Source organism: Streptomyces sp. NPDC001732 (assembly GCF_053596315.1).
Map to the genome: position 1 here is coordinate 223,596 of NZ_JBSFFY010000001.1, position 11,959 is coordinate 235,554.

Below are 11,959 nucleotides of genomic sequence, written 5' to 3' on the forward strand. Positions count from 1 at the left end.
CGGGAAGGGACGGGGCCGAGGTCCGTCGTCGACGCCCCTATACCATGCCGTACAACGATCACCACCTACCCGAGGAGCCGACCCCATGGCGGGAGAACCGCAGCCGGACTGCCTGTTCTGCAAGATCGTCTCGGGTGAGATCCCGGCGACGATCGTCCGGGAGACCGAGACCACCGTCGCCTTCCGGGACATCAACCCGCAGGCCCCCACGCACGTGCTCGTCATCCCCCGCGTCCACCACCCGGACGCCGCCTCCCTCGCCGCCGCCGAGCCGGCCGTCGCCGCCGACGTGCTGCGCGAGGCCGGGCAGGTCGCCGCCGACGAGAAGATCGTGGACAGCGGCTACCGGATCGTCCTCAACACCGGCTCCGGCGCGGGCCAGACCGTGTTCCACGCGCACGCCCACGTCCTGGGCGGTCGCGGAATGCAGTGGCCCCCCGGCTAAGGGCTCTCCCGTAATCCCCGGTGGATCAGCGCGCGGCGTCAGATGCGGTGCATCGCAAGACGGAGGGGCGTCCGCATACTGGATGTATTCGGACGTTCCGACAACGCAGCGAGGATGGGGTCTCCCCTGCTCGAGCGCAGCCGAGAGCTCGGGGAAGTAGCTGTCGTCGCGCGCCCGCCGGGGATTACGGGACAGCCCTTAGGTCCCGGACCATCGCCCAGAACCGATCGACCGGAACGGATCGACGCACACCGTGTCCCCACGCGAACTCGTGGTCCTCGGCACCGCGAGCCAGGTGCCGACCAGACACCGCAACCACAACGGCTACCTGCTGCGCTGGGACGGCGACGGCATCCTCTTCGACCCCGGAGAGGGCACCCAGCGCCAGATGCTGCGGGCCGGTGTCGCCGCCCACGACATCGACCGGATCTGCGTCACGCACTTCCACGGCGACCATTCGCTCGGTCTGGCCGGGGTGATCCAGCGGATCAACCTCGACCAGGTCCCGCACCCGGTCACCGCGCACTACCCGGCGAGCGGACAGCGCTTCTTCGAACGGCTGCGGTACGCCACCGCCTACCGCGAGTCCGTCGACCTGACCGAGGCCCCGGTCGCCGCCGACGGGGTGCTCGCCACCACCGACACGTACACCCTCAGTGCCCACCTGCTCTCGCACCCCGTCGAGTCGTACGGCTACCGGCTCGTCGAGCCCGACCGGCGGCGCATGCTGCCGGAGAAGCTCGCCGAGCACGGCATCGCGGGGCCCGACGTCGGCCGGATCCAGCGCGAGGGCGCCATCGGGGACATCACGCTCGACGACGTCTCCGAGCACCGGCGTGGCCAGCGGTTCGCGTTCATCATGGACACGAGGCTCTGCGACGGCGTGCACGTGCTCGCCGAGGGCTGCGACCTGCTGGTCATCGAGTCGACCTTCCTCGACGAGGACGAACGGCTCGCCACCGACCACGGCCATCTGACCGCCGGACAGGCGGCCCGGGTGGCCCGGGACGCGGGCGTGCGGCACCTCGTGCTGACGCACTTCTCGCAGCGGTACGACGACCCGGCGGTCTTCGAGGCCCAGGCCCGCGCCGCGGGGTTCGAGGGCGGGCTGACCGTCGCCCGGGACCTCGACCGGATCCCGGTACCCTCCCGGCACATCTGAAACACACCGGCACCACCGTCTGTGAGCGTGAAACCCGTGCATCTGCCCAAGGCCGAACTCCACCTCCACATCGAAGGCACCCTCGAACCCGAGCTGGCCTTCGCGCTCGCCGAGCGCAACGGCGTGCGCCTGCCGTACGCGGACACCGAGGAACTCCGTACCGCCTACCGCTTCGAGGACCTGCAGAGCTTCCTCGACCTGTACTACGCGTTGATGGCGGTGCTGCGCACCGAGGAGGACTTCGAGCAGCTCGCCGACGCCTACCTCGCCCGCGCCGCCGCACAAAACGTCCGGCACGCGGAGATCTTCTTCGACCCGCAGGCGCACACCGCCCGCGGCGTCCCGATCGGCACCGTCGTCGAGGGGCTCGGCCGGGCGCTGGAGCGCAGCGAGGAGAAGCACGGCGTCTCCACCCAGCTGATCATGTGCTTCCTGCGCGACGAGTCGGCCGAATCGGCGCTGGAGACCCTGGAGTCGGCCAAGCCGTACCTGCACCGGATCAGCGCGATCGGCCTCGACTCGGCGGAGGTCGGACACCCGCCCGCCAAGTTCCGCGAGGTGTACGAGGCGGCCGCCGCGCTCGGACTGCGCCGGGTCGCGCACGCCGGGGAGGAGGGCCCGCCCGAGTACATCCGGGAGGCCCTGGACGTCCTCGGCGTCGAACGCATCGACCACGGGCTGCGCTGCATGGAGGACCCGGAGCTGGTGGAGCGGCTGGTCGCGGACCGGGTGCCGCTCACCCTCTGCCCGCTGTCCAACGTGCGGCTGCGCGCCGTCGACACCCTGGAGGAGCACCCGCTGCGGGACATGATGGCCGCCGGGCTGCTCTGCACGGTCAACTCCGACGACCCCGCCTACTTCGGCGGATACGTCGGGGACACCTTCCACGCCGTCCACGAGGCGCTCGGCCTGGACCAGGAGCAGCTGCGCACCCTGGCCCGCAACTCCTTCGAGGCGGCCTTCCTCGACCACGACGAGGAGCGCCGGGCGCGCTACCTGTCCGAGGTCGAGGCGTACGCGTTCGACTGACCGGCCCCGGGCCCGGCCGTCCGGAACGCGTTCCTGGCCGGGCGCCCCCGGCGCAGCGCGGGCGGGCTGATCTCCGTGACGGCCTGCTCGGGCGCGCCCAGCCTGGGCACGGCGCCGGGCACCGCCCCGGTGGTGACGGCGAGCAGCGCGGCCGGGGCGCCACCCCGGCGCCGCACCGAACCCGGCACCAGCGGACGGCCGCCGGTGTGCAGCGCCACCGCCGTGACCGGGGCCGCGACCAGGAGCGTGACGACGCCCAGGATCAGGCCCATGCCCGGGTACCCGGCCTGTTCGGACAGCACACTGCCGAGGACCGGGCCGCAGGCCACGCCGACGGACGACGCGGAGCCCGCGAGGACCGCCCAGCGCCCCCGTACGTCCAGTGAGGCGGCCAGGCCGATCAGGTACGACAGGACCACGGGGTAGACCGTGTTCCAGAGGATCTCGCCGGTCGCGAACGAGCCGAGGCCCCCGGCCGACGAGCTGAGCACGATGGAGACCGCGATGATCACGGTCCCCAGACCGATCGGCACGGCCCGGCCGAGCCGGGAGCCCAGCACCCCGGCGCCCATCACGCCGAGCAGCCCCGCGCCGAGGGCGGCGGCGAACACCGCCCCGACGGTGACCTCGGAGAGCCCCGCCTGACCCACGCCGATCCGGCCGCTGACGCCCCACAGCGCGTTCTGCGCCATGGACCAGACGAGCATGCCGCCCGCCAGCACCAGGCCGGACCTGCGGTGCGGCAGCCTGCCGGTGACCGGGGCTGCGGGGCCGGCGGGCGCGGGGCCGCCGAGCCGGGCGGTGGCGGGCCAGACGAGCAGGGCGACCAGTGCGATCGACGCGAACGGCAGCCGGTGGCCGCCGCCGAGGTGCGGGATCGTCAGGTAGAGGGCGCCGGCCGTCGCGGAGACGCTGAGCAGTCCGAGGGACGAGGTCCGGTGCGGGTCGCGCTGGGCGGCGATGCCCGAGGCGGCCACCGCGGTCGCGGTGCCGGAGCCGAAGCCGCCGAGCACCGCCCCCGCGACCACCAGCGGCACGGAACCGGCCAGGGCGGCGCAGCCGTACCCCGCCGCGGCCAGCACCAGCCCGGCCCGTGCCGGCCGCCGCGGCCCGAACCTCTCGACCCGGCCCGCCAGGACGAACCCCGCGGTCGCCGAACTCAGCAGCAGAGCGCTGCCGACCAGCCCGGCCTGGGCCGCGCCGAGGCCGAGGTGGACGGAGAGCCGCCCGACGATGGTGGGGAGCAGATAGGCGGCGAGGTAACCGGCGGTGAACACGGCGACCAGGGGCCACGCGGCGCGAGGGCGCGAGGACATGGGCGTTCCTGAAGACATGCCAGAGGAGGCGGAGAAGGCAGGGGAGGGCAATGCGGGAAATGCGGTGAATGCGAGGAGAAGGGGCACTCGTCGGCAACTGCCCCCAACGGGGCTCGCGGGCCAATTTGTATCAACTGCGTCCGGCACGCCGAAAGGCGCCCAAGAGTGATCTGGACCACATTTGTGTTTACGTTCCGAACGTTCGGGTAGCAGCTGGCGTTTATGCAGGTCAGTGTCTGTGTGCGCGATCCGGGGCCGGTCCCCGGAAACCTGCGGCGATGCCCCCTCCCGCGGAGGGGGCATCGGGCACACTGGCCAGATCCGCCACGACCGGGGAGTGCAAGGTGAGCACGGAGAATCCAGGCATCGACCCACTGGACGGGCTGCGCGCCCCGCAGGACCCGGACTGCGACGTCTTCCTCACCGGCACGGTCTTCCTCGACATCGTCTTCACCGGCCTGGACAGCGCCCCCGTGCGCGGCACCGAGTCCTGGGCGCGCGGCATGGGCTCCAGCCCCGGCGGGGTCGCCAACATGGCCACCGCGCTGGCCCGGCTGGGGCTGCACACCTCGCTGGCCGCGGCGTTCGGCGACGACCACTACGGGGAGTACTGCTGGGACGCCCTGGCGCAGGGCGAGGGCATCGACCTGTCCATGTCGCACACCGTCCCCGGCTGGCACTCGCCGGTGACCGTCTCGATGGCGTACGAGGGCGAGCGGACGATGGTCTCGCACGGTCACGAGGCCCCCGGGCCCGCCGTCCCCGACGGCGGACCGGCGTTCCCGTGCTGCCCGCCCCGGGCCCGTGCCGCCGTCGCCTCGCTCACCCCCGGCCGCAGCGAACCCTGGGTCGCCGCCGCGGCCCGCAACGGCGCCCGGATCTTCGCCGACGTCGGCTGGGACGAGACCGGCCGCTGGGACCTGGACGCCCTCGCCGATCTGGAGCACTGCCAGGCGTTCCTCCCCAACGCCGAGGAGGCGATGCGCTACACCCGCACCGACTGCCCGCGCGCCGCCGCCCACGCCCTGGCCGAACGGGTACCGCTCGCCGTGGTCACCCTGGGCGCGGAGGGCGCGTACGCGGTGGACTCCGCGACCGGGGCGAGCGCCGAGGTGCCCGCGATCGAGGTCGAGGCGCTCGACCCGACCGGGGCGGGGGACGTCTTCGTCGCCGGTTTCGTCACCGGCACCCTGGCGGACTGGCCGCTGGCCGACCGGCTGGCCTTCGCCGGACTGACCGCGGCGCTCTCGGTCCAGGAGTTCGGCGGATCGCTCTCGGCGCCGGGCTGGGCGGAGGTCGCCGCCTGGTGGCAGCGGGTCCGCACCCTCGCCGACCAGGATCCGGCGGCCCTGCGGCGCTACGCCTTCCTGGAGGAACTGCTTCCCGCCGCCGCCCGGCCGTGGCCGCTGCGCCGGGCCGTTCCGACGATCGGTTTCCGCCGCCCCGCCTGAGGCGGCCCTGCCCGACGCGGCCCCGTCGGCGCCGTCCCGCCCCGCTCGACGTGGCCCCGTGCCGGGGCACGCGTGTTCGTGACGGGCAGGAAAAAGCCCTCGGTGTTGTCGGTGCGGAGTCGTAGGCTGGGTAATCCAGAGGTTGTCGATCGGCGAGAGCCTCGCAACGGGAGGTATGTGCAGGCCACAGAGCCGGCCCATGACTCAGACACCCACAGCCCAGACCCCGGCGCCCAGGCAGGCGCGAGCCCACTTCACCGTCCCCGCCAACCATCCGATGGTGACCGTCCTGGGCTCAGGTGACGCCCTGCTGCGCGTGATCGAGACGGCCTTCCCGGCGGCCGACATCCATGTCCGGGGGAACGAGGTCAGCGCGGTCGGGGACGCGACGGAAGTCGCCCTGATCCAGCGCCTTTTCGACGAGATGATGCTGGTGCTCCGCACCGGTCAGCCGATGACGGAGGACGCAGTGGAACGCTCGATCGCCATGCTCAGGGCGAGTGAGAGCGGCGAGGGGGACGGTCAGGAGACCCCGGCCGAGGTGCTCACCCAGAACATCCTCTCCAGCCGCGGGCGCACGATCCGTCCCAAGACGCTCAACCAGAAGCGCTACGTCGACGCGATCGACAAGCACACGATCGTCTTCGGCATCGGCCCCGCCGGCACCGGCAAGACCTATCTCGCCATGGCGAAGGCGGTCCAGGCCCTGCAGTCCAAGCAGGTCAACCGGATCATCCTGACCCGGCCCGCCGTCGAGGCGGGCGAGCGGCTCGGCTTCCTGCCCGGCACGCTCTACGAGAAGATCGACCCGTACCTGCGCCCGCTCTACGACGCCCTGCACGACATGCTCGACCCCGACTCGATCCCGCGGCTGATGGCGGCGGGCACGATCGAGGTCGCGCCGCTCGCCTACATGCGCGGCCGCACGCTCAACGACGCGTTCATCATCCTCGACGAGGCGCAGAACACCAGCGCCGAGCAGATGAAGATGTTCCTGACCCGGCTCGGCTTCGACTCGAAGATCGTCATCACCGGTGACGTCACCCAGGTCGACCTGCCGAACGGCACCAAGAGCGGTCTGCGCCAGGTCCAGGAGATCCTGGACGGCGTCGAGGACGTCCATTTCTCCAAGCTCACCTCCCAGGATGTCGTCCGGCACAAGCTGGTCGGCCGTATCGTCGACGCGTACGAGAAGTACGACAGCCGGGACGGCCACCGCGGCCGGGACAGCCACAACGGGAAGTAGTCGCAGCGCACCATGTCGATCGACGTCAACAACGAGTCCGGAACCGAGGTCGACGAGCAGGCGATCCTCGACATCGCCCGCTACGCGCTCGCCAGGATGCGGATCCACCCGCTCTCCGAGCTCTCGGTGATCGTGGTGGACGCCGCCGCCATGGAGCAGCTCCACATCCAGTGGATGGACCTACCGGGCCCGACGGACGTCATGTCCTTCCCGATGGACGAGCTGCGTCCCCCGGCCAAGGACGACGAGGAGCCCCCGCAGGGGCTCCTCGGTGACATCGTGCTCTGCCCGGAGGTCGCCGAGAAGCAGGGCCGGGAGGCGCAGACGCAGCACTCCATGGACGAGGAGCTCCAGCTGCTCACCGTCCACGGAGTGCTCCACCTCCTCGGGTACGACCACGAGGAGCCGGACGAGAAGGCCGAGATGTTCGGCCTCCAGGCCGCGATCGTCGACGGCTGGCGCGCCGAGCACGGCCTGACCGGCCCGTCGCCCGCCCCCACCGTCTCGTGAGCGTTCCCCTTCTGACGGGTGCCGTGCTGCTGGTCGTCCTCGGCTGGCTGGCGGCCTGCGCGGAAGCGGGCATCGCCCGGGTTTCGAGCTTCCGGGCCGCCGAGGCGATCCGCTCCGGGCGGCGCGGCAGCCGGAAGCTGGAACAGGTCGCGGCGGACCCGACCCGCTATCTCAACGTCGCCCTGCTGGTGCGGGTCGCCTGCGAGATGTCGGCCGGTGTGCTCGTCACGTACGCCTGCCTCCAGGAGTTCCCGAAGACCTGGGAGGCGCTGGCCGTCGCCATGGGCGTGATGGTCCTCGTCTCCTACGTCGCCATCGGCGTCTCCCCGCGCACCATCGGCCGCCAGCACCCGCTGAACACGGCCACGGCGGCGGCGTACGTCCTGCTGCCGCTGGCCAGGATCATGGGCCCGATCCCGCAGCTGCTGATCCTCATCGGCAACGCGCTGACGCCCGGCAAGGGCTTCCGCAAGGGGCCGTTCGCCAGCGAGGCCGAACTGCGGGCGATGGTCGATCTCGCCGAGGCCGAGTCGCTGATCGAGGACGAGGAGCGCCGCATGGTGCACTCCGTCTTCGAGCTCGGCGACACGCTGGTGCGCGAGGTCATGGTGCCGCGGACGGACCTCGTCTGCATCGAGCGCTACAAGACGATCCGGCAGGCGCTGACCCTGGCCCTGCGCTCCGGTTTCTCGCGCATTCCGGTCACCGGGGAGAACGAGGACGACATCGTCGGCGTGGTGTACCTCAAGGACCTGGTCCGCAAGACGCACATCAACCGTGAGTCGGAGGCCGACCCGGTCTCCACGGCGATGCGGCCCGCGACCTTCGTGCCCGACACCAAGAACGCCGGTGACCTGCTGCGCGAGATGCAGCAGGAGCGCAGCCACGTCGCCGTCGTGATCGACGAGTACGGCGGCACGGCCGGCATCGTCACCATCGAGGACATCCTGGAGGAGATCGTCGGCGAGATCACCGACGAGTACGACCGCGAACTGCCGCCCGTCCAGGAGCTGGAGAACGACTGCTTCCGGGTGACGGCCCGCCTCGACATCGGCGACCTCGGCGAACTGTTCGGCTTCGACGAGTACGACGACGAGGACGTGGAGACCGTCGGCGGGCTGCTGGCGAAGGCGCTGGGCCGGGTCCCGATCGCCGGCGCCTCGGCGATCGTCGACCTGCCGGACGGCCGCCGCCTCCGGCTGACCGCCGAGTCCCCGGCCGGCCGCCGGAACAAGATCGTCACGGTGCTGGTGGAGCCCGTGCAGCCGCAGGGGGAGGACGAGGAGTGACTCCGCAGCAGCTGAGGGCGTTCTGCCTGGAGTTCGACGCGAGCGCCGAGGAGTTCCCGTTCGGGCCCGAGACGTCCGTCTTCAAGGTCCTGGGCAAGATGTTCGCACTCAGCGCGCTGGACGGGCGCCCGCTGACGGTGAACCTGAAGTGCGACCCGGACGAGGCGGTACGGCTGCGGGAGCGGTACGACGCGGTGGCCCCGGGCTGGCACATGAACAAGCGGCACTGGAACACGGTGACCGTGTCCGGAGTGCCGGACCGGGTGCTCCGCGAGATGGTCGAGGACTCCTACGACCTGGTGGTGGCGGGGCTGCCCAGGGCGGACCGGCTGCGGCTGGACCGCGGGTAGGAAACCGGCGCGCGGCCCCGGTCGCGGGAAGGGCGGGGCGGGGGACGGGCCGCCCGGTTCGTATGCTCGGCACATGACTGAGAGCACCGACCTCGGCCCCGAGGACCGCAAGATCGTCACGCTGGCACGCAGTGCCCGCGCCCGCAACGGTGTGCCGGAGGGCGCGGCAGTACGGGACGAGACCGGACGCACGTACGTCGCGGGCACCGTGCGGCTGGAGTCGCTGAAACTCAGCGCGCTGCAGACCGCCGTGGCGATGGCCGTGGCCAGCGGCGCCACCTCCCTGGAGGCCGCCGCGGTCGTCTCCGAGGCGCAGACCCCGTCCGACGAGGACCGCGCCGCGGTCCGGGACCTGGGCGGCCCGGACACCCCGGTCCTGCTCGCCGGACCCGACGGCACGCTGCGGGTCACCGTGACGGCCGGCTGACCCGGGCCGCAGCCGCACGACGGACCCGGCCGACCCGAACGCCCCGCGCCCACCGGCGCGGGGCGTTCTGCGCACCGGGCCGCCGGTGCCGTACCCCTCGCCCGCACCCCTGCCCACGCCGGAACGGCGGATCTTGACAGCATCTGATGGCCCATCAGTCGACGCTCCCCGCTTGCCTTGACTTCTTTCGGGCCGGAGCCGTCAATGGGCCACCGCCGGCGCACACGAGCCGCTGCGCCGCATCCGGCAGGAGGGGGCTCCATGCGTCCGACCGTCCGAAGAACCGCCGCCCGGAGAACCGCCGTCCGAAGATCCGGCATCCGAGGATCCGGCCTCCCCGGACGCCCCCCGCACGGCCGCCGCTGGGTCGCGGCACTGGGCGCCGGGGTCCTCCTCGTCGCCGGGGGAGGGGCGCTCGCGACTCCGGCGCAGGCCATGCCGACCGCCTCGGTGCCGGTGGACTTCCCCACCCACTGCATCCCGCCGGACATCGCGGGCATCCCGCCGATCGACGGGACGACGAAGGCCGAGATCACCGTCGACAACGCCGCCCCGCAGGTGGGCGACACGGTCACGGTCACGTACACCGTCGTCGAACCGGCCGCGAGCAACCCGGTCGACCTGGCACTGCCCGCCGACATCATGACGCCGACCGGCAAGGTCGCCGTCGCCGGTGCGCAGACCGCGAGCGTCACCGTCCAGGGCCCGCGGAAGAATCCCCCGGTGCCAGGCAAGGGAGCCTTCCCGTCGTTCTCGATGACCGGCACCTTCAAGGTCACCGCGCCCGGACAGATCACGCTCTCGCCCGGCGACTACAACATCCACACCAGCTACATCATGGAGCTGGACACCCCCTGCACGGTGACGAACCCGCCCGCTCCCGTCTCACAGACGATCATCGCGACGGACGGCGGCGGACAGGTCAACGAGCGCACCATCCGGCTCGGCGCCGCGTCCGGCGGCGCGGGCGAGGCGGTCACCGTCACCGGGGCGAAGTTCACGCCGGGCGCGGCCGTCACACTCGCGGGCACGTCCGGTGACACCCGCACCGCCGACACCGCCACCGTCGAGGCGGACGGCTCCGGCGGCTTCAGCGGCCGGCTCACCGTCACCGACCCCGCCACCACCGGCATCGTCGCCTACGAGGGAGACGGCTGGGACGCCGCCAGGGGCGCGGGACCGGCGCCCTACACCGTCACCGGTGGCGGCGGCGAGGGCCAGGAGGGCAGCCAGCGGCTCGGCACGTCCGTCGAGGCGGGCACGCTCTCCATGGTCCAGGAGGGGGACGCCGTCGAGATGTCGGCGGTCGACTTCGGCCGGGGCGGCGCCTCGCGCGGCACCCTGCGGACGGTGACGGTCGAGGACTTCCGCGGCGGCCCCGCGGGCTGGTCCCTGACCGGAAGGGCCACCGACTTCAAGGGCCCCGGCGGCGCCACGATCGACGCCTCCGCACTCGGCTGGACCCCGGTCTGCGCGACGCGGGCCGGCAGCCCCAGCACCTGCGCGGCCGGCTCCGCGGGAACGGTCGGCTCCGCGGGCGCCACGCTGGCCTCCACCCCCGACGGCCCCCTCACCGGCGGCGTGTTCACCGTCGACGCCCGGCTCGCGCTGGACGTACCGGCGTACACCGCCCCCGGCGCGTACTCCGGCGTGCTCACCCTCACCCTCACGTGACCGAGCGCTCCCGATCAACCGGTGGACCGGGCGCGCACCCGCCCGGACCGCCCCGTCCCGAGACCACCCGGGGGTTCCGCACCGTGCGCAAGCTGTCCGTACTCCTCCTGGCCGGCACCCTCCTGCTGACCGGCGCCCCCGCCGCCCACGCCGCGGACAACGGCAGCTGGTCGGTCTACCCCGCCACCACCCGGGCCGGTCAGCGCCCGTACTTCTTCCTCTCCGCCGGCCCCGGCGCCACGCTCGACGACAAGGTGACCGTCACCAACAGGACGAACCGGCCGCGGACCTTCCGGCTGTACGCCGCCGACGCCTACAACACCGCACGCGACGGCGGCTTCGCCGTCCGGGCACGCGAGGAGAAGCAGCGTTCGATCGGCGTCTGGGCGAGGCCCGGCCGCGACCGGATCACCGTGCGGGCGCACGGCTCGGTCACCGTCCCGGTCACCATCACCGTCCCCGAGGACGCCGAACCGGGCGACCACCCCGGCGCACTCGTCGCCCTGGACGAACACATCGATCCCGCGGGCGGCGGAGCCGTCGCCGTCGGCATCCAGAAGGCCGTCGGCGCCCGGATCCACCTGCGGGTGAACGGGCCGACCATGCCCGCGCTCTCCGTGGACGACGTCCGGATCGAGCACACCCAGCCGCTGGTGCCGGGCACCGGCAGGAGCCGGGCCGTCATCTCGTACACGCTCCGCAACCGGGGCAACGTCACCCTCGCCCCGAAGGTCGCCCTCAGGGCCGAGGGCCTCTTCGGCCGCACCCTGCTCGCCCGCGACCTGGAGAAGGTGCCCTCCGAACTGCTGCCCCGCCAGGCGGTCCGGCTGACCGAGCGGTGGGACGGCGCGCCGCAGCTGGAATGGGGCGAGGTCCGGCTGACCGCGAGCGCCCGCGACACCCGCGAATCGGCCGCCGCCGGGTACCTCGCCGTGCCCTGGGCGGTCGCCGGGGCCCTGCTGGTGCTCGTCGGCGGGGGTGCGGCCCTGTGGCTGAGGGCCCGTCGCCGCCGCGCGCGCACGGCCCCGGGCGACACCCGACAGGCCCCGTGACCGCCCTT

The 11,959-nt window shown here is 72.7% G+C and carries 12 protein-coding genes; 11 read left to right on the top strand and 1 reads right to left on the bottom strand.

Annotated elements, in window-relative coordinates; all coding sequences use genetic code 11:
- Positions 1–85 precede the first annotated feature (85 nt).
- From ACWCXX_RS00875 to ACWCXX_RS00885, 3 genes are all read left to right on the top strand, one after another.
- Positions 86–445, top strand: coding sequence for a histidine triad nucleotide-binding protein (locus tag ACWCXX_RS00875; protein WP_451122889.1), 360 nt, complete (start codon positions 86–88; stop codon positions 443–445).
- A 253-nt stretch (positions 446–698) separates the two neighbouring features.
- The gene (locus ACWCXX_RS00880; protein ID WP_451122891.1) at positions 699–1,607 is read left to right on the top strand and encodes a ribonuclease Z; all 909 of its coding nucleotides are present in this window, start codon (positions 699–701) and stop codon (positions 1,605–1,607) included.
- 36 nt (positions 1,608–1,643) lie between these two features.
- Positions 1,644–2,636: an adenosine deaminase gene (locus ACWCXX_RS00885; protein WP_451122893.1), complete on the top strand. Its 993-nt coding sequence runs from the start codon at positions 1,644–1,646 to the stop codon at positions 2,634–2,636.
- On the opposite strand, the gene ACWCXX_RS00890 is transcribed toward ACWCXX_RS00885, so the two are convergent.
- Positions 2,600–3,952, bottom strand: coding sequence for an MFS transporter (locus tag ACWCXX_RS00890; RefSeq protein ID WP_451122895.1), 1,353 nt, complete (start codon positions 3,950–3,952; stop codon positions 2,600–2,602). The two genes, ACWCXX_RS00885 and ACWCXX_RS00890, sit on opposite strands and share 37 nt — an antisense overlap.
- Positions 3,953–4,296: 344 nt before the next feature.
- On the opposite strand from ACWCXX_RS00890, the gene ACWCXX_RS00895 reads away from it, so the two are divergent.
- The 8 genes from ACWCXX_RS00895 (at position 4,297) to ACWCXX_RS00930 (ending at position 11,951) form a co-directional block, all read left to right on the top strand.
- The gene (locus ACWCXX_RS00895; protein ID WP_451122897.1) at positions 4,297–5,403 is read left to right on the top strand and encodes a carbohydrate kinase family protein; all 1,107 of its coding nucleotides are present in this window, start codon (positions 4,297–4,299) and stop codon (positions 5,401–5,403) included.
- 199 nt (positions 5,404–5,602) lie between these two features.
- Complete coding sequence (locus ACWCXX_RS00900) at positions 5,603–6,649, top strand: PhoH family protein (RefSeq protein ID WP_451122899.1); 1,047 nt, start codon at positions 5,603–5,605, stop codon at positions 6,647–6,649.
- A 12-nt stretch (positions 6,650–6,661) separates the two neighbouring features.
- The gene (gene ybeY / locus ACWCXX_RS00905) at positions 6,662–7,159 is read left to right on the top strand and encodes an rRNA maturation RNase YbeY (protein WP_451122901.1); all 498 of its coding nucleotides are present in this window, start codon (positions 6,662–6,664) and stop codon (positions 7,157–7,159) included.
- The gene (locus ACWCXX_RS00910; protein ID WP_451122903.1) at positions 7,156–8,448 is read left to right on the top strand and encodes a hemolysin family protein; all 1,293 of its coding nucleotides are present in this window, start codon (positions 7,156–7,158) and stop codon (positions 8,446–8,448) included. Before ybeY ends, ACWCXX_RS00910 begins: the two co-directional genes overlap by 4 nt.
- Positions 8,445–8,798 carry an MmcQ/YjbR family DNA-binding protein gene (locus ACWCXX_RS00915; protein WP_451122905.1) on the top strand — a complete coding sequence of 118 codons (354 nt, stop codon included), beginning with the start codon at positions 8,445–8,447 and terminating at the stop codon, positions 8,796–8,798. The genes ACWCXX_RS00910 and ACWCXX_RS00915 overlap by 4 nt, the downstream gene beginning before the upstream one ends.
- A 73-nt stretch (positions 8,799–8,871) precedes the next feature.
- Positions 8,872–9,225, top strand: coding sequence for a cytidine/deoxycytidylate deaminase family protein (locus ACWCXX_RS00920; protein ID WP_148835041.1), 354 nt, complete (start codon positions 8,872–8,874; stop codon positions 9,223–9,225).
- Positions 9,226–9,660: 435 nt separating this feature from the next.
- Positions 9,661–10,899 carry a beta-xylosidase gene (locus ACWCXX_RS00925; protein WP_451123532.1) on the top strand — a complete coding sequence of 413 codons (1,239 nt, stop codon included), beginning with the start codon at positions 9,661–9,663 and terminating at the stop codon, positions 10,897–10,899.
- Positions 10,900–10,982: 83 nt separating this feature from the next.
- Positions 10,983–11,951 (top strand): WxL protein peptidoglycan domain-containing protein, encoded by a 969-nt coding sequence (locus ACWCXX_RS00930; RefSeq protein ID WP_451122907.1) that lies wholly within the window; start codon positions 10,983–10,985, stop codon positions 11,949–11,951.
- The last annotated feature ends 8 nt before the right edge of the window (positions 11,952–11,959 follow it).

What these genes read in the sequence shown, in the direction of transcription:
- ACWCXX_RS00875 (WP_451122889.1), top strand. Translation starts at nt 86, where the DNA reads ATGGCGGGAGAACCGCAGCCGGACTGCCTGTTCTGCAAGATCGTCTCG.
- ACWCXX_RS00890 (WP_451122895.1), bottom strand. Translation starts at nt 3,952, where the DNA reads ATGTCCTCGCGCCCTCGCGCCGCGTGGCCCCTGGTCGCCGTGTTCACC.
- ACWCXX_RS00900 (WP_451122899.1), top strand. Translation starts at nt 5,603, where the DNA reads ATGACTCAGACACCCACAGCCCAGACCCCGGCGCCCAGGCAGGCGCGA.
- ybeY (WP_451122901.1), top strand. Translation starts at nt 6,662, where the DNA reads ATGTCGATCGACGTCAACAACGAGTCCGGAACCGAGGTCGACGAGCAG.
- ACWCXX_RS00920 (WP_148835041.1), top strand. Translation starts at nt 8,872, where the DNA reads ATGACTGAGAGCACCGACCTCGGCCCCGAGGACCGCAAGATCGTCACG.
- ACWCXX_RS00925 (WP_451123532.1), top strand. Translation starts at nt 9,661, where the DNA reads ATGCCGACCGCCTCGGTGCCGGTGGACTTCCCCACCCACTGCATCCCG.